The sequence below is a fragment of the Mesorhizobium sp. CNPSo 4689 genome (genome assembly GCF_057784325.1).
This window is the reverse complement of sequence record NZ_JBWLUZ010000004.1, coordinates 484416-506814: the sequence shown is the minus strand read 5'-3', so window position 1 is coordinate 506814 and position 22399 is coordinate 484416. Positions and strand designations below refer to the sequence as shown.

The 22399-nt window shown below is 63.2% G+C and carries 23 protein-coding genes; 3 read left to right on the top strand and 20 right to left on the bottom strand.

The features are described 5' to 3' along the window. Window positions 1–7 precede the first annotated feature (7 nt). Together AC04SI_RS10080 and AC04SI_RS10075 are read left to right on the top strand one after the other, a co-directional pair. Window positions 8–481: a DUF4279 domain-containing protein gene (locus AC04SI_RS10080; protein ID WP_404278211.1), complete on the top strand. Its 474-nt coding sequence runs from the start codon at window positions 8–10 to the stop codon at window positions 479–481. A gap of 58 nt (window positions 482–539) precedes the next feature. Further along, window positions 540–1430 carry a sugar phosphate isomerase/epimerase family protein gene (locus tag AC04SI_RS10075; protein ID WP_404278210.1) on the top strand — a complete coding sequence of 297 codons (891 nt, stop codon included), beginning with the start codon at window positions 540–542 and terminating at the stop codon, window positions 1428–1430. On the opposite strand, the gene phnE (AC04SI_RS10070) is transcribed toward AC04SI_RS10075, so the two are convergent. The 13 genes from phnE (AC04SI_RS10070) to phnG all read right to left on the bottom strand — a co-directional run bounded on the left by phnE (AC04SI_RS10070) (window position 1418) and on the right by phnG (window position 12863). Then, the gene (gene phnE / locus AC04SI_RS10070; protein ID WP_488474164.1) at window positions 1418–2977 is read right to left on the bottom strand and encodes a phosphonate ABC transporter, permease protein PhnE; all 1560 of its coding nucleotides are present in this window, start codon (window positions 2975–2977) and stop codon (window positions 1418–1420) included. The two genes, AC04SI_RS10075 and phnE (AC04SI_RS10070), sit on opposite strands and share 13 nt — an antisense overlap. A 4-nt stretch (window positions 2978–2981) precedes the next feature. Further along, window positions 2982–3956, bottom strand: a complete 975-nt coding sequence (gene phnE / locus AC04SI_RS10065; RefSeq protein ID WP_404278207.1) for a phosphonate ABC transporter, permease protein PhnE — start codon at window positions 3954–3956, stop codon at window positions 2982–2984. A gap of 72 nt (window positions 3957–4028) precedes the next feature. Then, entirely contained in the window at window positions 4029–4937 is a 909-nt protein-coding gene (gene phnD, locus AC04SI_RS10060) for a phosphonate ABC transporter substrate-binding protein (RefSeq protein WP_404278205.1), read from the bottom strand. Between the two features lie 146 nt (window positions 4938–5083). Next, on the bottom strand, window positions 5084–5941 hold the full coding sequence (gene phnC / locus AC04SI_RS10055; protein WP_404278203.1) for a phosphonate ABC transporter ATP-binding protein: 858 nt from the start codon (window positions 5939–5941) through the stop codon (window positions 5084–5086). A 180-nt stretch (window positions 5942–6121) separates the two neighbouring features. After that, window positions 6122–6832 (bottom strand): DUF1868 domain-containing protein, encoded by a 711-nt coding sequence (locus tag AC04SI_RS10050; protein ID WP_404278201.1) that lies wholly within the window; start codon window positions 6830–6832, stop codon window positions 6122–6124. 145 nt (window positions 6833–6977) lie between these two features. Next, window positions 6978–7595: a DapH/DapD/GlmU-related protein gene (locus AC04SI_RS10045; RefSeq protein ID WP_404278199.1), complete on the bottom strand. Its 618-nt coding sequence runs from the start codon at window positions 7593–7595 to the stop codon at window positions 6978–6980. Continuing rightward, a complete protein-coding gene (phnL, locus tag AC04SI_RS10040) occupies window positions 7592–8299 on the bottom strand; it encodes a phosphonate C-P lyase system protein PhnL (RefSeq protein ID WP_404278197.1) in 708 nt (235 codons plus the stop codon). Before phnL ends, AC04SI_RS10045 begins: the two co-directional genes overlap by 4 nt. A gap of 2 nt (window positions 8300–8301) precedes the next feature. Further along, the gene (gene phnK / locus AC04SI_RS10035; protein WP_404278195.1) at window positions 8302–9078 is read right to left on the bottom strand and encodes a phosphonate C-P lyase system protein PhnK; all 777 of its coding nucleotides are present in this window, start codon (window positions 9076–9078) and stop codon (window positions 8302–8304) included. Then, a complete protein-coding gene (locus AC04SI_RS10030; protein WP_404278193.1) occupies window positions 9075–9974 on the bottom strand; it encodes an alpha-D-ribose 1-methylphosphonate 5-phosphate C-P-lyase PhnJ in 900 nt (299 codons plus the stop codon). The genes phnK and AC04SI_RS10030 overlap by 4 nt, the downstream gene beginning before the upstream one ends. A gap of 286 nt (window positions 9975–10260) precedes the next feature. Then, window positions 10261–10680: a FosX/FosE/FosI family fosfomycin resistance hydrolase gene (fosX, locus tag AC04SI_RS10025; RefSeq protein ID WP_404278191.1), complete on the bottom strand. Its 420-nt coding sequence runs from the start codon at window positions 10678–10680 to the stop codon at window positions 10261–10263. Next, window positions 10677–11789 (bottom strand): carbon-phosphorus lyase complex subunit, encoded by a 1113-nt coding sequence (locus tag AC04SI_RS10020; RefSeq protein WP_404278189.1) that lies wholly within the window; start codon window positions 11787–11789, stop codon window positions 10677–10679. The genes fosX and AC04SI_RS10020 overlap by 4 nt, the downstream gene beginning before the upstream one ends. Window position 11790: 1 nt before the next feature. Further along, complete coding sequence (gene phnH / locus AC04SI_RS10015) at window positions 11791–12402, bottom strand: phosphonate C-P lyase system protein PhnH (protein ID WP_404278187.1); 612 nt, start codon at window positions 12400–12402, stop codon at window positions 11791–11793. Next, a complete protein-coding gene (gene phnG, locus AC04SI_RS10010) occupies window positions 12402–12863 on the bottom strand; it encodes a phosphonate C-P lyase system protein PhnG (protein WP_404278185.1) in 462 nt (153 codons plus the stop codon). The genes phnH and phnG overlap by 1 nt, the downstream gene beginning before the upstream one ends. Before the next feature lie 138 nt (window positions 12864–13001). On the opposite strand from phnG, the gene phnF reads away from it, so the two are divergent. Then, on the top strand, window positions 13002–13763 hold the full coding sequence (phnF, locus tag AC04SI_RS10005; protein ID WP_404278325.1) for a phosphonate metabolism transcriptional regulator PhnF: 762 nt from the start codon (window positions 13002–13004) through the stop codon (window positions 13761–13763). Here the strand turns inward: phnF and AC04SI_RS10000 are convergent. The 7 genes from AC04SI_RS10000 to AC04SI_RS09970 form a co-directional block, all read right to left on the bottom strand. After that, window positions 13748–14575: an amidohydrolase family protein gene (locus tag AC04SI_RS10000; RefSeq protein WP_404278183.1), complete on the bottom strand. Its 828-nt coding sequence runs from the start codon at window positions 14573–14575 to the stop codon at window positions 13748–13750. The two genes, phnF and AC04SI_RS10000, sit on opposite strands and share 16 nt — an antisense overlap. A gap of 4 nt (window positions 14576–14579) precedes the next feature. Further along, window positions 14580–15596, bottom strand: coding sequence for a zinc-binding alcohol dehydrogenase family protein (locus tag AC04SI_RS09995; RefSeq protein WP_488474163.1), 1017 nt, complete (start codon window positions 15594–15596; stop codon window positions 14580–14582). 65 nt (window positions 15597–15661) lie between these two features. Next, window positions 15662–16627, bottom strand: coding sequence for an ABC transporter permease (locus AC04SI_RS09990; RefSeq protein WP_006200459.1), 966 nt, complete (start codon window positions 16625–16627; stop codon window positions 15662–15664). Further along, window positions 16624–18177 carry a sugar ABC transporter ATP-binding protein gene (locus AC04SI_RS09985; RefSeq protein WP_404278179.1) on the bottom strand — a complete coding sequence of 518 codons (1554 nt, stop codon included), beginning with the start codon at window positions 18175–18177 and terminating at the stop codon, window positions 16624–16626. The genes AC04SI_RS09990 and AC04SI_RS09985 overlap by 4 nt, the downstream gene beginning before the upstream one ends. 125 nt (window positions 18178–18302) lie before the next feature. Further along, complete coding sequence (locus AC04SI_RS09980) at window positions 18303–19298, bottom strand: ABC transporter substrate-binding protein (RefSeq protein WP_404278177.1); 996 nt, start codon at window positions 19296–19298, stop codon at window positions 18303–18305. Window positions 19299–19634: 336 nt separating this feature from the next. After that, a complete protein-coding gene (locus tag AC04SI_RS09975) occupies window positions 19635–20633 on the bottom strand; it encodes an aldo/keto reductase (protein WP_404278175.1) in 999 nt (332 codons plus the stop codon). 61 nt (window positions 20634–20694) lie between these two features. Continuing rightward, window positions 20695–22200 carry a UxaA family hydrolase gene (locus tag AC04SI_RS09970; RefSeq protein WP_404278173.1) on the bottom strand — a complete coding sequence of 502 codons (1506 nt, stop codon included), beginning with the start codon at window positions 22198–22200 and terminating at the stop codon, window positions 20695–20697. Between the last annotated feature and the right edge of the window lie 199 nt (window positions 22201–22399).

Below are 22399 nucleotides of genomic sequence, written 5' to 3'. Positions count from 1 at the left end.
CTGCTAAATGTCTTCGCCACCTGAAACCGACCGACAGTACGCATACTTTCGCGCAATCGGCGAGGATAATCCTGCGGAAGTCACAAGCCTGCTTGGGGTAGAGCCTAACGAATGCTGGCGGACTGGTGACGTTTTCGAACGGCGCGGACACACGTTTCGCCGCAAATCATCCTCGTGGAGACTCGACAGCGGATTGGAAGACACTGAAGCTCTTGATCGTCACGTCGAAGCTCTGCTGACAAAGCTGACCCCGCGCAAAGACGAACTTCTAAGGGTGCGGGTGAAGTTCAAAACGCAAATTGTTTGCGTGAGCTATTCCTATCAAAGCTTCAGTTGGGAGCTCGACTTCGATGTTCAACGGAGTGCCACAGCGCTCGGGATTGGTTTTTGGATTGATGCTTATAGTTTCGGCGATCACCACGAAGAAATGGTTGCGTTGAGAGAGCAGTTGAAGGCGCGTGCAAAGGGTCCGGCTAGGTAACGCGAGTCACTTCCTCGCGGCCCGTCCTGCCATGGGAGACGAATGGGGAGGGGTGTCGATGAAAATCGGCATGTGCATGTTTTTGTGGACGACCAGCGTCTCGAAGAAACACGAGAAGCTGCTGCGCGACATCAAGGCGACCGGCTTTGATGGCGTCGAGATCCCGGTGTTTTCCGGCACGCCTGACGACCACAAAAGGCTCGGCGACCTGCTCGACCGCATCGGGCTGGAGCGCACCGCCGTCTCGGCGATGGGCGATCCCTCGACGAACCTGATCTCGCCTGATGCCGCGACGCGCAAGGCCGGGATCGACTACATGAAATGGGCGATCGACTGCAGTGAGGCGCTTGGCGCCGACAGGCTGAGCGGTCCGCTGCATTCGACGCTGGGCGCGTTCTCAGGCAGCGGGCCGACGGCGGCCGAGAAGAAGCGTTCGGTCGCCTCGCAGCGCGCCATCGGCGACCATGCCGGCAAGAGGGGCGTCACCATCGGGCTCGAGGCGCTCAACCGTTTCGAATGCTATCTGCTGAACACGATGGACGATTTGTGCGAGCATATCGACTCGATTGACCGGCCACACATCAAGGCGATGTACGACACATTCCACGCCAATATCGAGGAGGCCGACCCGATCGGCGCCTATACGCGCAACCGGAAAAATATCGTCCACATCCATGTCTCAGAGAACGACCGCGGCGTGCCGGGGCGCGGCAACATTCCGTGGGCCGAGACGTTTTCCGCCATCCGCAACAGTGGCTATGACGACTGGCTGACCATCGAGGCGTTTGGGCGTTCGCTCAAGGATTTGGCGGCGGCGACCAAGGTGTGGCGCGATTTTTCCGAGAGCCCGGAGGCCGTCTACCGCGATGGCTACAGGCATATCAAGAATGGGTGGAAGAAGGCTGGTGCCGGGGACGCAGCGAAGCCTTTTCCCTCTCAGGCGATCTGAGCCGCGGGCAGCGGGCGGGTGGGCGTGCGCTGGGGCCGCTCGTCGTTGCCGTTTCCGACGGTCCCCATAAGTTTGCGGCGGAGATAGTTGGAGATGTTGTCGAAGATAAAAACGACAAGCAGGATCAACAGAACCATGTAGAAAACATTGGCCCAGTTGGTGTTGGTGCGCATGGCCTCCCACAGTTTCAGACCAATGCCGCCGGCGCCGACAGCGCCGATGATTGTCGCCGAGCGCGTGTTCGATTCCCAGAAATAGAGGGATTGGCTAAGGAACACCGGCAGAACCTGAGGCAGCACGCCATAGCGTTGCACCATCGCCGGCGTTGCGCCCACCGAGCGGATGCCCTCGCGCTGCTTGTCGTCGATGTTTTCCAGCGCCTCGGAATAGAGTTTGCCCAGGGTTCCGGTGTCGGTGAAGAAGATCGCCGACATGCCGGCCAGTGGTCCCGGGCCGAAGCCGCGGGTGAAGAACAGCGCCCAGATCAGCATGTCGACAGACCGCAGGAAATCGAAGAAGCGTTTTGTCGCCTGGTTGGCCATCCAACTCGGGGTGATGTTGCGCGCAGCCAGGAAAGCGAGCGGAAAGGCGACGATCGAGGCCAACACCGTGCCGACAAAAGCCATGACGATGGTTTGCAGAAGCTTCAGCCACACGTCGCCGTGCTGCCACTCGGCATTGTAGAGGATGCTATCCCAGGCAAGCGCCGCGTTTGATCGCGACGCGTCGATGCGTTCCCCGGAAACGATCAGTGAAGCGACCTCGCCGAATGATTTTCCCCAGAATGGGGAATTCGTGTCAAACACAAAATTGGCCCAACCGAAAAACCGCCTCCAGGCGATCACCTCGTCGTTCTGCACTTCGGCGCGGCCCAAAAACCCGAACGAAACATAGGCTGTCGACCCTGGTTTGCGTTGCTCTATCCAGTAGGGCAGCGGTGTGCGCGGCGTGACTGATCTGTCCTTGGCAATGTCAAAGATGACGCTTTCGGCACCGCGCGTCACAGTGACAAGATTTGGCGTAATGGCAATCTGGCCGCTTCCAAGGACGACGGTCGCCGCCACGACGGCCTTTTCGCGAACCGTTTTGGGCGCAGCCGGAACCGATTTGTCTGGCGAGGGGGCAGGGTTCTCGGCGGTTGGCGCGCCAGGCGCCATGAAAGAGCCCTGCGATGACTTGTCAGTGGCCATCGCCGGTGCTGGTGCAGCGTCACCCCGGCGCTCGATCGCAGCAATCTGTTTGATCACCCAGTCGGGATTTGGATTGGATCCCAGTTTGGAGAAACGGGAGTAGTCGATGGTCAGATAATCGTCCTTGAACTCGATGTCCGGGCGGATTTCGTAAGACACCCAGTCGGCGAGATAGGCGCCGGCCAGGTTCCAGTTCGCCTTTTCGAGAACGATGCCTATCGAAAAGAACCACCAGCAGTAAAAAGTATAGAGAATGCACAAAAGGACGCCGAACGGGGCGGCATAGCGCTTCCATAAGGGGCGTCGGAACGCTTCCGGATGGCGAGCGGCGATGTCGTTGATGGCGTCGGCGTTCATTGCGTTACTCTCCGCGCCCGTATGCGAACGCCTGCCTGCCGACAAGACGTTGTCTCAGCCATGCCGAAAACTGGTCGACGGCGACAATCGTGCAGAACAGCAGAAAGACGATGGCAATGGTCTTGGCCTCATGGCCCCGGCTGATCGAAAGACGCAGGGATTCGCCGATGCCGCCGGCGCCGACGGCGCCGAGTATGGTCGAAGCGCGCACATTGATCTCGAAGCGGAGCAGGAAATAGCTCATGAAGTTGGGCAGAACCTGAGGCACGATGCCGAACCACACCCGTTCGACCCAATTGGCGCCAACGGCCCGCAGGCCTTCGTCAGGCTTCATGTCGGCATTCTCGACCACTTCGAAGAACATTTTTCCGAGCGCGCCGACGGTGTGGATGCTGACCGCGAGGATCGCCGGAATGGGCCCAAGCGAGAAGATCGCCAGAAAAAAACCGGCAATGACGATTTCCGGAAAGGCGCGGACAATTTCGAGGAAGCGGCGCGTGGTGAAACGGAGCCAGCGGCTGGCCGTGATATTGCTGGCAGCCAAGAAGCAGAGCAGGAAACCGAAGGTGGAGCCGACCAGCGTCGAAAACAGGGCAATGTTCAGTGTCTCGATCATCCGGTAGAAATACTCCGGAATGTAGATGCCCTGGGTCAGGTAGACCCGGCCTTCGGGATAGTCGAATTTGAGGCTGCCATCGTCATAGGGCGACGGCAGGTCGAACAGTGCGCGCACCGGGTCAAACCAGTCGCGCGGCTTCAGTTCAACGAAAAAATCGGCGATGTGGGGAAGGCGGTCGAAGAACTTTCCGGCGTTGGTTTCGTTGGCGAACCAGAGCGAGCCCGAGAGAGCAAGCAGCAGGAAAACCAGGCCTCCGATCGTGTAGAGGCGCCGGCGAGCGGCGAGGTCGCGCCAGTGCTGCTCGACCAAGGCTCCTTCCGTGGAGAGCGCAGGCGCGCGGTAAACGTCGATAGCACTCATCGATAGGTCCCAGCCCGTGACGCGGCAACGCCGCCGGCGGCATTTTAGCCCCGGCGGCGTCGTGCCTTGGGCTTACGAGCCGATCTTCGCCTTACGAGCGTCGATGATCGCCTGATAAAATTCCGGAGTGACCGGCGAATAGCCCTTGAAGTCGCCGCCTTGAACCGCCGAGAAACAGGCCGGATCGGTTTGCGGAAGCTTGGTCAGGAAATCGGTGATCTTCTGCTTGGTAGCGTCGTCGAGCGAGGTGCGTATGACCAGCGGGCCGTTCGGGATCAGCGGCGACTGCCACAATTCAACGAGGTCGTCCATCTTGAGGACGCCCTTGTCGACCATCTTGCGCAGATTGCCCGAGCTGTAGCCGTCCTTGAAGTCGCCGACGCCGGAGGCCCAGGTGGTGCCGGCATCAAAGGTGCCCTTCAGAACTTCAAGGACAAGCTGTTCATGGCCGCCGCCGAAACCGGTCGACGCGAAATAGCTCTTCACATCCATACCAATGTCCTTGGGCAGCGACGTGACCGGGATCAGATAGCCAGAAGTCGAATCGGGATCGGCGAAACCGAGCTTCTTGCCCTTCATGTCAGCGAGTGTCTTGATGCCTGAATCCGCACGGGCGACCATAACCGAATGGTAGCCGGTCGAACCGTCGGTCTGGACCGTCGTCAGGATCGGCTGAACCGCGTCCTTGTTTTCGAGATAGACCTTGGCGTAGGCGGAAGCTCCGAGCTCGGCATAGTCAAGTGTGCCGCCGAGGAGGCCCTGGATGACGCCGTCGTAGTCGGCGGCCGGGAACAGCGAAACCTTCTCGACACCGAGGACTTCCTTGATGTGATCGGCGAAGCACTGGTAGTTGCGCAGACGGTCGGCTTCGTTCTCGCCGCCGAGAATGCCGACGCGGAATTCCTTCAGGTCCTGTGCCTGGACAGCGCCCATCGCCATGGCAATGATGGAAACGGCACCGAAGAGTATCTTCCTAAACATCTCGAGTCTCTCCTGTTGAGTCCGGCATCGCGCCGGCTGCGTTCGAATTTTGACGGTGCCTGTGACGCGGGCTGGCGATCCAGATCGCTCTTTTGCTTGTCCATGATCTTTCCCGCAAACCGGCGTCCACTTTGCGGGATCATGGATCAGTATCCCGGGAATGCGGGCTCGAGCGGTCCAGTGGATGCGGCGATTCTTTGCTTGATGGTGACGCTGGTCGAGGTGATGGCCTCGGAGATTTCGCTACCGTTGCTGTCGGCGCCATAGACCATGCGCACGGCCTCGCGGTTGAGATCCTCGGGTGGGCCGTCGAACACAACCTTGCCGGCGGCCATACCGATGATGCGGTTGCAATAAGTGCGGGCCGTGTCCAGCGTGTGCAAATTGGTGATGACGGTGATGCCCTCGCGCAAATTGATATCCTGCAGCGAATCCATCACCACCTTGGCGTTGAGTGGGTCGAGCGAGGCAATCGGCTCATCGGCAAGAATGATTTTCGGCTGTTGCATCATGGCGCGGGCGATGGCGACGCGCTGCTGCTGTCCGCCGGACAAGGTGCCGGCCGGCTGCAGCGCGGTGCGGGCGATGTCGAGACGCTCGAGTGCTGCTATCGCCTCGGCTCGTTCCTCACGCGAGAAGATACCGAGCAGATTGGCAATGGTAGCACGATGATTCAACCGGCCGAGCAGCACATTGGTCAGCACGTCGAGGCGCGGCACCAGGTTGAACTGCTGGAAGATCATGGCGCAGTCGCGCTGCCAGCGGCGCAGCGGCGAGCCCTGCAGGCGCGAGACTTCGGCGCCGTCAAAAAAAATCGACCCCTGGCTGGGATCGATGAGACGGTTGATCATGCGCAGAAGAGTGGATTTTCCGGCACCGGAGCGACCGATGATACCGACCATCTGGCCCTGTGGGATCGACAGGTCGACGGCGCTGACAGCGGTGTTCTTGCCGAATCGTCGGGAAACGCCGCGGATTTCGAGCGTGGCAGGGGTTGCTGACATGGGGCAGGGCTCCAGTCCAGTCGCGATTGAAGGTCTGTTAACCTTGGCTAGCGCAGCCGCATGAACCTGCGGTGTCGGATTGATGTCAGTTTTGTTACCGCCCACAGGCCTTTGGCGATCCTTTGCTTGTGCATGTCGTTGCCCCAAAACCGCGGTGGCCTTTGGGCGACATGCACGGGATCAACCCAGAACCAGAAGCTCCTCGAAATGGTTCATGTCCTTGAAGCTGCAAAAGGCCGGCTGCCTGAGCACGATCACCGGCGCCTCGCGTTCGAACAGCGACAGGCAGTCTGCGAACAGATCCTGCCATGCGGCTGCGCGGTCGTCGGCAAGCCGGCGGATCTGGTAAGCGAAGGTGATGTGGAAGACGTAAGTTTCGTGGTCGGGATGCCGGTAGCCGAACGGCACCGACAGGGCATCACGCCATGCACTCATGATGGCCCTGTCGTCGTCCGAGGCGCCGGCAACAGTCAGCCCTGTCGGCACGACATCGATGACCTTGACCTTGAATGCGCCCTGGTTTTCGAAGCCCTGCAGCCGCTCCAGGTAAAGACGGGTCATGTCGTCGATGCTGGTGTCTAAAGGCACATCCTGCGGCCAGTAGGGCAGCCGGCGGCGATACTCGATGATGCCCTGGAACAGCGTCATGTGCAGGCTGGAGATCGGCGTGAAGGCCAGACGGTCGGCGTCGAGCAGGGCGCGCATGCGGTTACGCACCTCGATGACCACCGCTTCGGAAGGCGAGCCGCTGACGAGATGGCTGACGACGGTGTTGCCGGGCTCGAACAGAAAATTGCCTGATCTGTCATAGCGCGTGCCGAGATGCACGGGAGGGGTCGGGTTGGTGCCTTCGAAAAAACCGGCGAGCGAGGATCTTGGCTTGTCGAGCATTTGGGGGTCTCCGGGGAAAGACCGTGTCCTGTCCGAGTCCTGTGTCAGGGATGTGAATGGTGAATGGTGAATGGAGAGGCTTCACTGGGCTCGAGCCCAATTGGTCGCCCCTATTCGCCATTCACCATTCACCATTCACCATTCACTAGCCGCCATACTTCTCCAGAAACGCTTCCGCCTCCAGCTCGCGGAAATCGTCGAGCGCAGCGCGCAGGTCGGCATGGTCCCAATCCCACCAGGCAAGCGCTTGGTAGCGCTCGGCGGTGCGGCGGTCGAAACGCTCGCGGATCGGCTTCGCCGGCACGCCGGCGACGATGGTATAGGGCGCGACGTCCTTCGACACCACCGCGCCGGCGCCGACCGCAGCGCCATCACCGACGGTGACGCCGGGCAGGATGGTCGAGCCATGGCCGAGCCAGGTGTCGTGGCCGATTGTGACGCGTTTGGCGCGGCGCTGGGCGAAAAACTCGCTCTCGTGCTCGGCGTCGTCCCAATAGTCCGAAGCGCGATAGGTGAAGTGGTGCAGCGTCGGCCGCCATGTCGGGTGGTTGGTGGCATTGATGCGCACGCTTGCCGCGATGTTGGAGAACTTGCCGATCGTCGCACACCAGACGGCGCAATCCTGCATCATGTAGGAATAGTCACCGAGGATGCTCTCCGAAACCCGGCTGCGGTCGGCGATCTCTGTCCAGCGGCCGAGCGTCGAATTCTCGATCTGCGCCGTCACGTGGACGAGCGGCGCTTCCGACAGTTTCCTGCTCATGCGGCACGCTTCCCGGCAGCGAAGGTGGTGACGTCGATGATGCGATCGGCGACCGCCTTGCGCACGTCGTGGTCGTGGAATATGCCGAGCAAAGCGACGCCGGCCGCTTTCTTTTCCGCGATCAGCGCGATGACCACGTCGCGGTTCCTGGCGTCGAGCGAAGCGGTCGGCTCGTCGAGCAACAGGACCGGGTGATGGGTGATGAAGCCGCGCGCGATGTTGACGCGCTGCTGCTCGCCGCCGGAAAACGTCGCTGGCGGCAGTGCCCAGAGTTTTTCCGGCAGGTTGAGCCGCGCGAGCAGGGCGCGCGCCTTACCGCGCGCGGCCTCCCGGTCCTCGCCGCGCTCGACCAGCGGTTCGGCGACGACATCGAGCGCCGAGACGCGCGGCACGGTGCGCAGGAACTGACTGACATAGCCGATCGTTTGCCGGCGCACGGCAAGCACGGTACGAGGGCTGGCGGTGGCTAGATCGATCAGGCAGTCCGCGTGCTGGACGATGATCTGGCCTTCGTCGACGGCGTAGTTGCCGTAGAGCATCTTCAAAATGGAGCTCTTGCCGGCGCCGGAGGGACCGCCGAGCACGGCGCATTCGCCGGCCCGGATCGAGAAGGAGACGCCAGCGACGACAGGCAATTTGATGCCGTCGCGCAGATGCATGGTGAAGCTTTTTGCAACATCGGAGACAACGAGGGGGGTGGGCATCGTCACACCTGCAAAATGGAAGAAACAAGCAATTGCGTGTAAGGCGCGCGCGGATCGTCAAGCACGCGGTCGGTGAGGCCGCTTTCGACGACGCGGCCGTCCTTCATCACGATCATGCGCTGTGACAGCAGACGCGCCACGGCGAGGTCGTGGGTGACGACGATCGCCGCCAGGCCGAGGTCGGTGACGAGGCCGCGCAACAGGTCGAGCAGGCGCGCCTGCACCGAGACGTCGAGGCCGCCGGTCGGCTCGTCCATGAACACAAGCCGTGGGCCTGTCACCAGGTTGCGCGCGATCTGCAGGCGCTGGCGCATGCCGCCGGAGAAGGCGCGGGGTTCGTCGTCGATGCGGTCCTCGTCGATCTCGACGCGCGAGAGCCAGTCGACTGCCGTGGCGCGGATCTTGCCGTAGTGGCGGTCGCCGATCGCCATCAGCCGCTCACCGACATTGGCGCCGGCCGATACCGTCATGCGCAATCCATCCGCCGGGTTCTGATGGACAAAACCCCAGTCGGTGCGCATCAGGAAGCGGCGCTCGGCCTCGCTCATGCGGTAGAGCTCGCGGAACTGGCCGTCGCGCATGCGGTAGCTGGCGGTGCCGGAGCTTGGCAGCAGCCTAGTCGACAGGCAGTTGAGCAACGTCGTCTTGCCGGAGCCGGACTCGCCGACCACGGCCAGAACCTCGCCCGGCCAGAGGTCGAAGCTGACATTCTCGCAGCCGACGCGCGAACCATAGAATTTGGACAGCGCCGAGACGCGCAGCAGCGGTTCGTCGGTCATTGCGCCGGCTCCACGGTTTCCGCGGCAAGATGGGTTTCCGGGGCAAGATGGCCGCGATGGCCGTCTGCCCGCCGCTTTTCGCAATGGTCGGTGTCGGAGCAGACGAACATGTGGCCGCCATGGTCGTCGAGGATGACCTCGTCGAGATAGACGTTCTCGGCCGCGCACAGCGCGCAGGGCTGGTCGAAGGTCTGCACCTCGAAGGGATGGTCCTCGAAGTCGAGACTGACCACGTCGGTGAAGGGCGGCACCGCGTAGATGCGCTTCTCGCGGCCGGCGCCGAACAATTGCAAAGCCGGCGAACGGTGCATCTTCGGATTGTCGAATTTCGGCGTCGGCGATGGGTCCATCACATAGCGGCCCTCGATCTTGACCGGATAGGCGTAGGTGGTGGCGATGCGGCCGTGCCTGGCGATGTCCTCGTAAAGCTTCACATGCATCAGGCCATATTCCTCCAGCGCGTGCATTTTTCGCGTTTCCGTTTCGCGCGGCTCGAGGAAGCGAAGCGGTTCGGGTATCGGCACCTGATAGACCAGCACCTGACCCGCTTTCAGCGGGTGCTCGGGGATGCGGTGGCGGGTCTGGATGATACTGGCTTTGGCCGTCTCAGTGGTGACGGCGACATTGGCGACCTTCCTGAAGAAGGCGCGGATCGAGACCGCATTGGTGGTGTCGTCTGCGCCCTGGTCGATGACCTTGAGCACGTCATCAGGGCCGATGATCGAGGCGGTGACCTGGACGCCGCCGGTGCCCCAGCCATAGGGCATCGGCATCTCGCGCGAGGCGAACGGCACCTGGTAGCCGGGAATGGCGATGCCCTTGAGGATCGCACGGCGGATCATCCGCTTGGTCTGCTCGTCGAGATAGGCGAAGTTGTAGGTGGCGATGTCGGTCATGGTGATCGCTTCCGCTTTGTGCTACCGAATTGACTTCCAAAACGCGGAAAGAGGGCCAGACTCAGGTGACCCCTACCGGATGGATGCACATCGGAATTCTGTTGCTGGCGTTCGTCGGCGTGGTTGCCTTTTTCCTTCGCCCCAAGAATCTTTCCGGACCAAGAGACGGTTCGAGCAATGACTTCTTCTCCGGTGGGCAGGATGGCAGCAGCGGGTATCCTGGGCATGGCGGTCACTCCCACGATAGCGGCGGACACGGGGGACACGGCGGCGGAGACGGTTGATCTCATGACGCCCTATCCAGTCCCTTGGCGTAGCGCGCCAGCCGCTCAGTGAGCGTGCCGGTGTGCAGCTCGAACATGTGGTTGTCGTCGTCGTAGAAATAGATCGAGCGGCCTTCGCCCTCGACGCGCGGGCGCGGCGGGCGCATGTCGAGGCCAAGCGTTTTGATGCGCTCGGCGTAGCGGTCGAGATCGGCGTCGTCGATCTTGAAGGCGATGTGATTATAGCTTCGCTCGGGCAGCGGCTCGCCTCCCATGATGGCGATCCAGAGATCGCCGATCAGGAAGAATTTTTCGCGTGACAGCGAGAACTGCTCGGTATCGCTGGCATAGACTTCGCGCGCGTCGAAGATGCCGGTCAGGATCGCGCTCATGCGGTCAAGATCGCGGACGATGAAGGTCATATGGGACAGGCCTTCGATCATTCCGCGGCCTCCCGCTTTTCCTCGACCTTCGCAGGGTTTTCGCGGGCCTCGTACTCGGCGCGCATGCGGCGCACGAGATCGAGCTCGGCCTGGAAGTCGACATAGTGCGGCAGCTTCAAATGCTCGACGAAGCCGGTCGCCTGGACATTGTCGGAATGCGAAATGACGAACTCCTCGTCTTGCGCCGCGGCAACGACATCCTCGCCCAATTCGCTTGCACGAAGAGCGCGGTCGCAGAGCGCCATCGCCATCGCCTTGCGCTCGCTCTGGCCGAAGACGAGGCCATAGCCGCGGGTGAATTGCGGCGGCGCCTTGGCCGAACCCTTGAACTGGTTGACCATCTGGCACTCGGTGACGCGGACGCTGCCGAGCGGCACGGCGAAGGGCAGTTCCGGCACGTCCAGTTCCAGTTCGACCTCGCCGATGCGGACCTCGCCGACGAACGGGTGGTTGCGGGCATAGCCGCGCTGGGTGGAATAGCCGAGCGCCAGCAAAAAGCCCTCGTCGCCGCGTGACAGCGCCTGCAGGCGGATGTCGCGCGCCATCGGGAATTCCAGCGGCTCGCGGGTGATGTCGCCGGGGACATGGTCCTGCGGCATGTCGCCATCCGGCTCGATCAGGCCTTCGCGGGCGAGGATCGCCGAAACGCGCGGCATGGCTTGCGCCTCGCTCTCGCGCTGCAGCGGCTCGGCGACGTCGCCGCCGGCGGCAAGCTCGGGATCGAGCAGCCGGTGGGTGTAGTCGAAGGTCGGACCGAGGAGCTGGCCGCCGGGCAGGTCCTTGTAGGTCGCCGACACGCGGCGCTCGACCAGCATCGCGCCGGTGTCGATCGCCTTGGTGTAACCGAAGCGCGGCAGCGTTGTGCGGTAGGCGCGGACCAGGAAGATCGCCTCGATCATGTCGCCGCGCGCCTGGACGATGGCGAGCGCGGCCAGTTCGCGGTCGTAGAGCGAGCCTTCGCTCATCACCCGGTCGACGCCGAGCGCCAGCTGCTCGACGATCTGGTCGAGGCGAAGTGCCGGCACCGAACGGTCGCCGCGCCGGCGATCGGCGAGCAGTCGGTGGGCGTTTGCAATGGCTGCTTCGCCGCCTTTTACCGCAACGTACATCTTACGCCTCCATCGTCTTGATGCGCGTCGTGCGTGGCAGGCAGGCGAGGCTGTCGGCGGTGGCCAGGATGATGTCGACGCCACGCGGAAAGCGCTGGTTGTTCTGCTTCCACTGTTCGATGAAATGACGCGGCATCTGCGCCGGCGCGATGGTCGCGCTGGTTTCGATGCCGGGGCCTTCGAGCAACAGCGGCGCGCCGGAGACAAGATCGGTGACTTGCAGGATAAGCGTCGTAGAGCGATCGGGATAATCCTGGGTGCCTTGCGAAAAGCCGTCGAGCGCCATCATTTCCGCCGGGTTGGCGATCAGCGCGAAATGCGCATCAGCCGGGGTGTTGGCCGAGGGCGCGCCGGTGTGAAAACCCAGCCAGGATTTGACGGCGGGCGCTGCCTGCAAGGTGAGATCGAGCCAGAGCGGCGTGTCGTTGTCGCAGAGCGAAAGCGCAATGGCGCCGGCCGTCGCCGAGAGCGGCACTGGGGGGCGGGCAAAGGCCGGCAGGGCTTGCACGCTGCCCGGCCGCGCCATCGCGTCCATGACGGCGCGAAAGACCGTCTGGGCGTTGAACACCGGATCGGCGAAACCGCCCTCGATCGATTGAGCCGCTATCTCCATCAGTCCTCTCCGCGCACCATGGTGAAGAAATCCACTTTCGTTGCCGCGGTCTCGGCACGCCGCCGGTCGCGCGCCTCGACCAGGGCCGCCCGCAGCGGTGCGACCAGTCTGGTCTCGACCGCTTCGCGATGGGCGGGTTCCTGCCACAGCGCGTCGGCGATCGCCGCCAGCTTCGCTTTCCGCTTGTCGCGGCCGAGCGTGTAGCAATGGCCGACCTGTCCGGAGGGCAGCCGGACCGTGGCGCGGGTGACCGTCGCCTCGCCGACATTGAAGGGCGCGCCGCCGCCGCCGATGCGGCCGCGCACCGTGACCAGGCCGGTTTCGGGACCACGCAGCAGTTCGGCTTCCAAAGGCAGGCCGGCTTCGCTCCAAAGACGGGCGATGTCTTCGCCGGGCGACTGCGCCAGCGTCGCCATGATCGCCTTGCGTTCGGCCTGATCGCGCGCTTCCTGTCCTCGCATGGTTTGCTCCTTGCGCAATGGCTAATTTGTCTATTGATATAGACAACCATACAAATTATACCTGTTAGCTAGCGCGAGTCCATGACGGGTGCATGACATCGCGTGAAAGCATCGGGGCGATGGAAGATTGGGGTGGACATGATTGGGCAGCAAGTGGCCAGCATCGAGCGGCGCAGTGGCGTCTCGCTATGGCGGCAGATCGCCGACCAGATCCTGCATGCGATCGCCGTCGGCGATTTCGCCGAGAATGCCGCGCTGCCGCCGGAAATGGCGCTGGCTGAGCGCTATGGCGTCAACCGCCATACGGTGCGTAGTGCCATCGCCGCCCTCGTGCAGGACGGTGTGCTGAGGGCCGAGCAAGGGCGTGGCACCTTCGTGCTGTCGCGCAAGCGGCTGTCCTACCCGATCGGCGCACGCACGCGTTTTTCGACCGGCCTGCAAGGGCAGACGTCCGAACGGCATATCGTCCTGCTCGCGTCGTCGGTCGAGCCGGCCAGCCGTCGCGTCGCCGAAGCCCTGGGGCTTGTCAGGGGCGCTGATGTGATCCGCCTGGAAACGCGCGGCGAAGCCGACGGGCATCCGGTGTCGCGCGCTACCGCCTGGTTCGATGCCCAGCGCTTCGCCGGTATCGACGCTGCCATGGCGGAAACCGGATCGGTCACCGCCTCGCTCAAGCGCTTTGGGATCAACGATTATCTGAGGCAATCGACGGTGCTGTCGGCGCGCCACGCCGATGCCGCCGATCTGGTCGATCTCGACCTGCAGCCCGGCGCCATCGTGCTGGTGACAATTGCGGTCAATATGACGCTCGACGGTCAGCCGATTCAGTTTTCCGAGTCGCGGTTTCCGGCGGAGCGGGTGGAGCTCAGATTGTCGGCTAACGATCAGGCAATGTCGTAGAAACGCGCGGCATTGCCGCCGAAGACGGCATTCTGCTCGGCCAGCGACAGGCCAGCTAGAAGCTCCTTCGCGGCAGCCAGCCAGTTCTCGTAAGTGGCGGCCAGTTCGCAAACCGGCCAGTCGCTGCCGAACATCAGCCGCTCCGGGCCGAAGCAGGCGATGAGGTGGTCGGCATAGGGTTTTAGGCCGGCGACCGACCAGTTAGGGCCGGCTTCGGTGACCAGACCGGAAAACTTGCACAGCACCGACGGTCTCTTGGCGAGCGCGGCCATGTCGCTTGCCCAAGGCTCGACAATGCCCTTGGCGATGAATGGCTTCGCGGCATGGTCGACGACGATAGGCAGGTCCGGGATATGGTCGGCGAGTGCCGCGACCACCGGCAGGTGGCGCGGCTGCGCCAGTGCGTCGAAGCGCAGGTTCAGTTCGGGCAGCAGCCTGAGCGCCGCGAGGTGCTTCGGCTTCAAAATGTCGAACGTGTCTTCGATGTCCTGCAGCATCGGCCGGATGCCGCGGAATTTCGGCCTTGTCGCCAGCCGGCGCAACGTCGCTTCGACGTCGTCGGCGCCGACGTCGACCCAGCCGACTACTGCCGCGATGCTCGGCTCGTTCTCGGCAAGGTCGAGCATGAATTCGGTCTCGGCGACCGTTGCCGCTGCTTGCACCACGACGGTGCGTTCGATGCCGGCGGCGCCGAGATGCGGCTTCAAATCGGCCGGAAAGACATCGCGCACGATCGGCGCGACATGCGGCCCCATCCAAAAATAGTCGCCGCGGGCGATCTGCCAGTAGTGCTGGTGTGCGTCGATCCGCATCGTCTCATCCGATCTCGATGACGGCCTTGATCAGCCCGGATTTCTGATGCGCCCAGCGGGCGAGGTCAAGGGGGGCCTGGCCAAGCGTGGTCCGGTGGGTGACGAGCTTTGCCAGTGGCACCGCGCCGTTGCGGATCGAGGCGGCGACATGGTCGAAGTCGGCGCCAAGCGCGTTGCGGCTGCCGACCAGCGTCATCTCGCGCTTGTGGAACTCCGGATCGGAAAAGACGATGTCGTCCTTGACGACGCTGACCAGGACCAGGGTTCCGCCATGCGCGACATGGGCGAAGGCCGACTGCACCGACTGCGTGTTGCCGGTGGCGTCGAAGACAACGTCGAACCCCTCGCCGCCGGTCGCGCCGCGAACCAGATCGGGCGCAGTGGCGCGGGAGCCGTCGAGCGTCGCGAAGCCGAACTCGCTCTCGGCGAAGCCGAGCCTCTCGCTGCTCATATCGAGCAGGCTGACGTCGAGCCCGGCGATGCGGGCAAACAGCGCCGTGCCGAGCCCGATCGGCCCGGCGCCTATGACCAGTGTGCGGGCGCCTGGATCAGCGCGCGCGCGACGTACGGCATGCGCGCCGATAGCCAGGAATTCGACGGCGGCGGCATCGGCCAGCGACAGGCCGTTTGCCGGATAAAGATTTTGCACCGGCACCAGGATCTGCTCGCACATGGCGCCGTCGCGATGGACACCGAGCACCTCGATCTTGACGCAGCAATTCGGCTTGTCGTGCCGGCAGGCGATGCATTTGCCGCAGGCGAGATAGGGATTGATGATGACGGCTTCGCCAACGTTGAGCGTGACGCCGTCGCCCTTGTCGACGACCGTGCCGGAGACCTCGTGGCCCATGATGCGCGGGTAGGCGAGGAACGGGTGCTTGCCTTCGAAGATGTGGTAGTCGGTGCCGCAGATGCCGACATGGCTGACCGCTACCAGCGCCCATCCCGGCGGCGGCGCGCCGGGCACCGGGCGGACCTCCAGGACAAGATCACCAGGCGAGCGGCAGACGACTGCTTTCATGCTTCAATCCAATTCACGATACCGCCGGCCCTCGCTTTCGCGGGCCGGCGGCTCCTGGGAGGAATTTACTTGCCGCGGCGGCGCAGGCCGTCGAAATAGACGATGACGATGATCAGCACACCGGTGATGATGCGCTGCCAGAAGGCGTTGACGTTCAAGAGATTGGCGCCGTTGTTGATGGTGGCGAGGATGAAGGCGCCGAGCAGCGGTCCGTGCACGGAGCCGACGGCGCCGAACAGCGAGGTGCCGCCGATCACCGAGGAGGCGATCGCCTGCAGTTCCCAGCCCTCGGCCTGGGTCGGGTTGCCGATGCCGATGCGCGAGGCCAGCAGCACGCCGACGAAGGCGGCGCACAGGCCGGACAGCGTGTAAGCCATGTAGATGGTGCGCTGGACGTTGACGCCCGACAGGCGCGAGGCTTCGGCATTGGAGCCGACCGAGAACAGATAGCGACCCCAGCGGCTGTGATGCAGAAAGATGTAGGCGGGGATGCCGACCAGGATCACCATCCAGAACAGATTTGGGACGCCGACAAAGGAGCTGCGCGAGAACTCCTGGAAGGCATCGTTGTTGATCGAGATCGAGTTGCCGTTGGTCATCAGCAGGCCGATGCCGCGCAGCGAGGTCAGCGTCGCCAGCGTGATGATGAAGGGCGGCAGGCCCATCTTGACGATGCCGAAGCCATGGAACAGGCCAATGGCGACGCCGACGAGCAAAGTGATCAGGATGGCGAGGAAGACCGGCACGCCGGCATTGATCAGCATGGCGGCGATGACGGTGGCGAAGCCGACGACCGCGCCGACGGAAAGGTCGATGCCGCCGGTGATGATGACGAAGGTCTGGCCGACCGCCAGGATGGCGATCATCGAGCCCTGGCGGAGCAGGTTCGAAATGTTGTTGCCCGAGGCGAAGCTTTGCGTCGCCACCGACAGGATGACCCACAACAGAACCAGCAGCGCCAGCAGCGTCAGCCCGAACAAGGCGTTGTAGTTGCGCTTCGGTTTTTCGGCGGCAATGGCCTCGGTGCTCATTTCTGTCCTCCCAGTTTTTCTTGTTTCTCGGCGAGCGCCTGCGTGAGAATGTCCTCGTGATTGGCGGTACGGAACCCGTGCGTGGCCACCAGCTTGCCGCGCCGGAACACGTGCAGCGTGTCGGCCAGCTCATAGACCTCCGGCAGATAGGACGAGATCAGGATGATACCGGCGCCCTTGGACAGAAGCGCGCTGAAGAGGCGGTAGATCTCGGCCTTGGTGCCGACATCGACGCCGACCGTCGGCTCGTCGAAGATGAACAGCTTGGCGCCGTGCGCCAGCCATTTGCCGATGACGATCTTCTGCTGGTTGCCGCCGGACAGGCTGGAGGCGAGCGCGCTCCGCGTCGGCGTCTTGATCCTGAGGCCGGCGATCTGGCGATCGGCTTCAGCTTTCTCCTTTGCGCCTGAGATCAGCATGTTGCTGGAGATGCGCTTGTAGATCGGCAGGTTGAGATTGAGGCCGACCGGCAAATTGAGGCAGAGGCCCTGGTCGCGGCGGCTTTCCGGGGCCAGCGCCATGCCAAGCCTGATCGCGTCGTGCTCGGAATTGACCTGGACCGGCTTGCCTTCCCAAAGGATCTGGCCGGCCGATTTGCGGTGGCGGCCGTAAAGCGTGGTGACGAACTCGCTGCGCCCGGCGCCGATCAGGCCGTAAAGGCCGACGATCTCGCCGGCGCGCACCGAGAGCGAAACGTTCTCGAAGCCCTTGCCGGACAGGTTCTTGGCTTCGACGATCATCGCGCCCGGCGTAAAATGCTCCTTGTGGTAAACCTGCTCGATCGAGCGGTTGATCATCATCTTGACCAGTTCGGCGTCGTTGGTCTCGGCAATGTTCCTGGTGCCGACAAGCGTGCCGTCGCGCAGCACCGAGACGCGGTCGGCGAGTTCGAACACCTCTTCCATGCGGTGGCTGATGTAGATGATGGTGACGCCTTCGCCCTTCAGCCGACGGATCAGCTTGAACAGCTGGTCGGCCTCCTTGCGGGTCAGATAGGCGGTCGGTTCGTCGAAGATGAGGAATTTGGTGCCGCGCACGGTGGCGCGGGCGGCGGCGATCAACTGCTGCTGGCCGATGGTGAGGTCGCCGAGCACGACATGCGCCGGCAGGTCGAAGCCGAGATCGTCGATGATCTTCTGCGCATCCTTGACCATGGCGCGTTGCTGCAGGATGCCATAGCGCGAGTTCTCCTCGCCGAGGAACATGTTGGCCGCAACCGTCAGGTGGCGGCAGAGCACGACCTCCTGGTGCACCGCATTGATGCCGAGCGCCATCGCCTCGTGCGGGGTCGCCAGCGCTTCGGGCTTGCCCTCCCAGATGACGTCGCCGGAGGTGCGCGGCATGACGCCGGTCAGAAGCTTGATCAAGGTGGACTTGCCGGCGCCGTTCTCGCCGACGATGGCGTGGATCTCGCCGGACTTGAAGGCGAGGTCCACCGGCTTCAGCGCGTGAGTGCCGGGATATCGCTTCTCCAGCCCCTTGAGTTCGAGGATCGTCCTGCCGGGCTCCAGAGTCGGGGCCGGGTGCAGTTCCTGCGCCGTGGACGTCATGACAATCCTCCCAGATTGGTCCTGCGATTGGGCACGTAGACTAGAGGCTGTCGAATCCCGGTGGTGTCGGGATGCGGGGTGTCTCCGGGGCATGGGCCCCGGGGACGATGCGCCTGTGGCGATGCTTAGTCGAGCTTCGGGTTGAGCAGCGCGTCGATCTTCGGCTCTTTCATATTGGCCTTGGTGACCAGGTTGGCGCCGGTGTCGACATTGGCTTCAACCTTCTCGTTCTTCGAGGCGGCGAGCGCGGTCTTGATGCCGTCATAGCCCATCCGGTACGGGTCCTGGACAACGAGGCCGGAAATGACGCCGTCATTGAGGAACTTGATCAGCTTCTCGTCGCTGTCGAAACCGATCAGGCCGACCTTGCCGGCAAGGTTGTTCTCGGCGATCGCCTGGCCGACGCCCTGCGCCATGATCAGGTTGGAGGCGAAGATGCCCTTCAGGTCAGGGTTGGCGGTGATCAGGTCGGTCGCGATGTTGAGGCCGGTCGTGGCCTGGCCGTCGGCATATTTGTCGGCGATCAGTTCGAGGCCCGGATATTTCGCCTTGAGCTGTTCCTTGAAGCCCTGAGCGCGCTGCTCGAGCGAGCCGGCGCCGGGAAGCGCGGTGATGAGCGCAACCTTGCCCTCGACCTTGCCGCCATTGGCCTCGCCAATGGCCGCGGCGAGGCCGTCAGCGGCGACGCGGCCGCCCTGGACGTTGTCGGTGGTCAGGAACGAGGTGAAGGCCTTGGAGTCGGCGCCGGAGTCGATGCCGATGACCTTGACCTTGCTTGCTGCCTCATCGATCGGCTTGCCGAGCGCCTTGGCTTCGGTCGGCGCGATGACGACGGCGGCCGGGTTGCCGGCGACGGCGTTCTCGAGGATTGAGATCTGGCCGTTGACGTCGGTTTCGGCCTGAGCGCCGAGTTCCGGTACGTTGACGCCGAGGTCCTTGCCGGCCTTGCGGGCACCGGCCAGCACGATCTGCCAGTAGAAGGAGGTGGTGTCCTTGACGATGATCGGGATGGTCACGTCCGCCGCCGAAGCTGGTGCCGAGTGCAACGCACCTGCAAGCATCGAGGCGGCCGCGAGTGCCACGAAGGCGCGGCGGTTGAGAATGCTGGTCACGAATTTCATGAGGGTTCCTCCCTAGATCGCCCGGTGAAGGTTACGGAAGCTCCATTCGGATAGGCGCGGCCCAAACAGAACTTTATCAATAAAAAACATTTGCCGCTTTTTGATAGTGCATCGATCCGGCCGACGCAAGCGGTGTTTCGTATCGTCTCCGCGTGGCCTCGACAGGAGGCAAGCCTCCCTCCGCCGATCCTCTTTGCCACGTTCGGATGCTTCCGATCCTCTCTGACCGCGATGGAATATTAATTCCATTGATGCGTCAAGATGGAACATTCATTCTCTCGCGATTGTGAAGCCTTTTTCATGCCGACCACCTGGCCGGACAATAGGTTCGTTGCCTCAGCCTAGCGCCTGCACCACCGTATAGGGATCGTATCTGGCGAACTCTGCTGGGGGCACAGGAATTTCGAGCAGTTCCAGATTGCGCGTCAGATTGGCCGGCTTGGCCGTTCCGGTCAGCACGGAAGCGACGACAGGTTCGTGCAGCGGGAACTGGAAGGCCGCGGCCGCGAGCGGGTAGCCGCCCTCGGCGGCGATCTTCTCCATCGCATCGACGCGTTCGAGAATGTCCTTGCCGGCCGGCTGGTAGTCGAAATGCGCGCCCTGCACCGGGCCGGTTGCCAGAATGCCCGAGTTGAACACGCCGCCGATGATCAGCGAGGTCTGCCGCTGCCGGCAAAGCGGCAGCAATTCGGCTTCGGCGCTGCGGTCGAGCAGCGAGTAGCGGCTGGCGAGCAGGATGCAGTCGAGCGGCGCACGGTTGAGCACGTCGAGGCAGATCTGCACTTCATTGACACCGAGGCCATAGGCGGAAATCGTGCCTGATGTCTTAAGCTCGTCGAGCGCCTTCAGCCCGCCATCCATCAGCTGGCGGAAATGCAGCTTCGTCTTCTCGACACCGTGCGTGTAGGCGCCGATGTCGTGGACAAACAGGATGTCCATCCTGTTTAGGCCGAGCCGGGCATAAGAGAATTCCACCGAGCGCATAATGCCGTCATAGGAATAATCGTAGTCGAGCGCGAAGGGCAGCGGATCGACATAGGAGTGATCGGGCACCTGGTCCTCCGGCACGGGGCGGAACAGCCGGCCGACCTTGGTCGAAAGCACATAGGAGTCGCGCGGCTTATAGCGCAGGAAGTCGCCGAAGCGGCGTTCCGACAGGCCGAAGCCATAGAAGGGCGCGGTATCGAAATAGCGCAGGCCGGCGTCCCAGGCGGTCTGCAGCGTTTCCATCGCCACATCGCGCGAACAGGCCCGGTAGAGCCCGCCGATCGCCGCGCCGCCGAAGCTAATCTCGGTGACGTCGAGCGCAGTTGTGCCGATGCGGCGCTTGTCCATTGCAAAGCCTCCCCTTCCGGCCGCTGGCCGGTTAAAACATGTCTGGTTGGTCGTGGCTGGTCTACAGCGTCGCTCCGAGGTGCCAGGGCACGAACTCGTTGTCGCCGTAGCCGAACGCCTCGCTCTTGGTCTTGCGCCCCGATGCCGTCTCGACGATCAGTTCGAAGATCTCGCGACCCATGCCGGCGATGGTCTTCTCACCCGAAGCGATGACGCCGCAGTTGACGTCCATGTCCTCTTCCATGGTGTGATACATGGTCGAGTTGCTGGCGACCTTGATCGACGGCGTCGGCCGGCAGCCGAAACAGGAGCCGCGGCCGGTGGTGAAGACGATGACGTTGGCGCCGCCCGCCACCTGGCCAGTGGCCGAGACCGGGTCGTAGCCGGGCGTATCCATGAACACCAGGCCGTGTCCGCTGACCTTCTCGGCATAGCCGAAGACGCCGTTGAGCGGCGTCTGGCCGCCTTTGGCGACCGCGCCCAGCGACTTCTCCAGGATGGTGGTCAGCCCGCCGCGCTTGTTGCCGGGCGAGGGGTTGTTATCGATCGAGGCGCCATGCTTGGCGACATGATCCTCCCACCATTTGATATAACCGTCGAGCTTGGCGGCGATTTCCGGGCTCGCGGCGCGGTAGGCAAGCAGATGCTCGGCGCCGTAGATCTCCGTCGTCTCGGACAGGATACCGATGCCGCCGACGTCGGCGAGGATATCGACGGCGGCGCCCAATGCCGGATTGGCGGTGATGCCGGACATGCCGTCGGAGCCGCCGCATTGCAGGCCGACGACGATCTCGCTGACCGGGATCGGCTCTCGCCTCAGCTGGCCGACTTCCTCGGCGATCTCGGCCAGCACGCCCATCGCCTTTTCGACCGATTTGCGCGAGCCGCCGGCCTCCTGGATGTTGAAATGCCGTTTGCCGGCAGCGACACCCTTCTGGCCGTAAAGGGTAAGCTGGTTGACCTCGCAGCCCAGGCCCACCATCAGCACGCCGCCGAAATTCGGATGGCGGGCATAGCCGGCCAGCGTGCGATGCAAAACCATCATGCCGTCGCCGGTGCCGCTCATGCCGCAGCCTTGGCCGTGGACGATCGGCACGAAGCCGTCGATCCCCGGATATTTCGGCAGCAGCTCGCGGTTGGCCTGGTCGGCGATGGCGTGGCAGACGGTGGCCGAGCAATTGACGCTGGCGACGATGCCGATGAAGTTGCGCGTCCCGGCGCGGCCATCGGCACGGCGATAGCCCATGAAAGTGCGGGCGCGGTCGGTTTCCGTCGCGTGCTCGGCCTCACTCGGCGGCACCACCGGCAGGCGGCCGGACTCGAAGACCAGATTGTGCGAATGCACATGTTCGCCGGGCGCGATGTCCTGCGTGGCGCGGCCGATCGCCTGGGCATACTTCACCACCGCCTCGCCGGCGGTGATCGGCTTGATCGCCACCTTGTGGCCGGGCTCGATCAGCGCGGCGGCGACGGCGCCGCCCGGCAGCACCGTGCCGATCTCGATGCGGCCGTTGGCGACCGCGACATTGTCGGCCGGGGAAAGAAGAATGCTGTTTGCGGCGTTCACGGGCAGTTTCCTAGGGGTTCCTGGGATGCGCTGGCGGATTGACATCAGCCTGTTAGCAGATAATGTCTTTTATCGTGAAAAAACATTTTTACGTCAATCGTTTTTTCGAAAGGCCGTGCGCCCGGTGGATGCATGGAGGATAGGGAGCGGCGCCTGACACGGAAAGCGATTCCGCTTTTCCTAGGCATGCGCTAGGAAC

Bases quoted from the DNA above. Each gene is read 5' to 3' on its own strand.
- AC04SI_RS10080 (WP_404278211.1), top strand. From the start codon at position 8: ATGTCTTCGCCACCTGAAACCGACCGACAGTACGCATACTTTCGCGCA.
- AC04SI_RS10075 (WP_404278210.1), top strand. From the start codon at position 540: ATGAAAATCGGCATGTGCATGTTTTTGTGGACGACCAGCGTCTCGAAG.
- phnE (WP_488474164.1), bottom strand. From the start codon at position 2,977: ATGAACGCCGACGCCATCAACGACATCGCCGCTCGCCATCCGGAAGCG.
- phnE (WP_404278207.1), bottom strand. From the start codon at position 3,956: ATGAGTGCTATCGACGTTTACCGCGCGCCTGCGCTCTCCACGGAAGGA.
- phnD (WP_404278205.1), bottom strand. From the start codon at position 4,937: ATGTTTAGGAAGATACTCTTCGGTGCCGTTTCCATCATTGCCATGGCG.
- phnC (WP_404278203.1), bottom strand. From the start codon at position 5,941: ATGTCAGCAACCCCTGCCACGCTCGAAATCCGCGGCGTTTCCCGACGA.
- AC04SI_RS10050 (WP_404278201.1), bottom strand. From the start codon at position 6,832: ATGCTCGACAAGCCAAGATCCTCGCTCGCCGGTTTTTTCGAAGGCACC.
- AC04SI_RS10045 (WP_404278199.1), bottom strand. From the start codon at position 7,595: ATGAGCAGGAAACTGTCGGAAGCGCCGCTCGTCCACGTGACGGCGCAG.
- phnL (WP_404278197.1), bottom strand. From the start codon at position 8,299: ATGCCCACCCCCCTCGTTGTCTCCGATGTTGCAAAAAGCTTCACCATG.
- phnK (WP_404278195.1), bottom strand. From the start codon at position 9,078: ATGACCGACGAACCGCTGCTGCGCGTCTCGGCGCTGTCCAAATTCTAT.
- AC04SI_RS10030 (WP_404278193.1), bottom strand. From the start codon at position 9,974: ATGACCGACATCGCCACCTACAACTTCGCCTATCTCGACGAGCAGACC.
- fosX (WP_404278191.1), bottom strand. From the start codon at position 10,680: ATGATCGAAGGCCTGTCCCATATGACCTTCATCGTCCGCGATCTTGAC.
- AC04SI_RS10020 (WP_404278189.1), bottom strand. From the start codon at position 11,789: ATGTACGTTGCGGTAAAAGGCGGCGAAGCAGCCATTGCAAACGCCCAC.
- phnH (WP_404278187.1), bottom strand. From the start codon at position 12,402: ATGGAGATAGCGGCTCAATCGATCGAGGGCGGTTTCGCCGATCCGGTG.
- phnG (WP_404278185.1), bottom strand. From the start codon at position 12,863: ATGCGAGGACAGGAAGCGCGCGATCAGGCCGAACGCAAGGCGATCATG.
- phnF (WP_404278325.1), top strand. From the start codon at position 13,002: ATGATTGGGCAGCAAGTGGCCAGCATCGAGCGGCGCAGTGGCGTCTCG.
- AC04SI_RS10000 (WP_404278183.1), bottom strand. From the start codon at position 14,575: ATGCGGATCGACGCACACCAGCACTACTGGCAGATCGCCCGCGGCGAC.
- AC04SI_RS09995 (WP_488474163.1), bottom strand. From the start codon at position 15,596: ATGAAAGCAGTCGTCTGCCGCTCGCCTGGTGATCTTGTCCTGGAGGTC.
- AC04SI_RS09990 (WP_006200459.1), bottom strand. From the start codon at position 16,627: ATGAGCACCGAGGCCATTGCCGCCGAAAAACCGAAGCGCAACTACAAC.
- AC04SI_RS09985 (WP_404278179.1), bottom strand. From the start codon at position 18,177: ATGACGTCCACGGCGCAGGAACTGCACCCGGCCCCGACTCTGGAGCCC.
- AC04SI_RS09980 (WP_404278177.1), bottom strand. From the start codon at position 19,298: ATGAAATTCGTGACCAGCATTCTCAACCGCCGCGCCTTCGTGGCACTC.
- AC04SI_RS09975 (WP_404278175.1), bottom strand. From the start codon at position 20,633: ATGGACAAGCGCCGCATCGGCACAACTGCGCTCGACGTCACCGAGATT.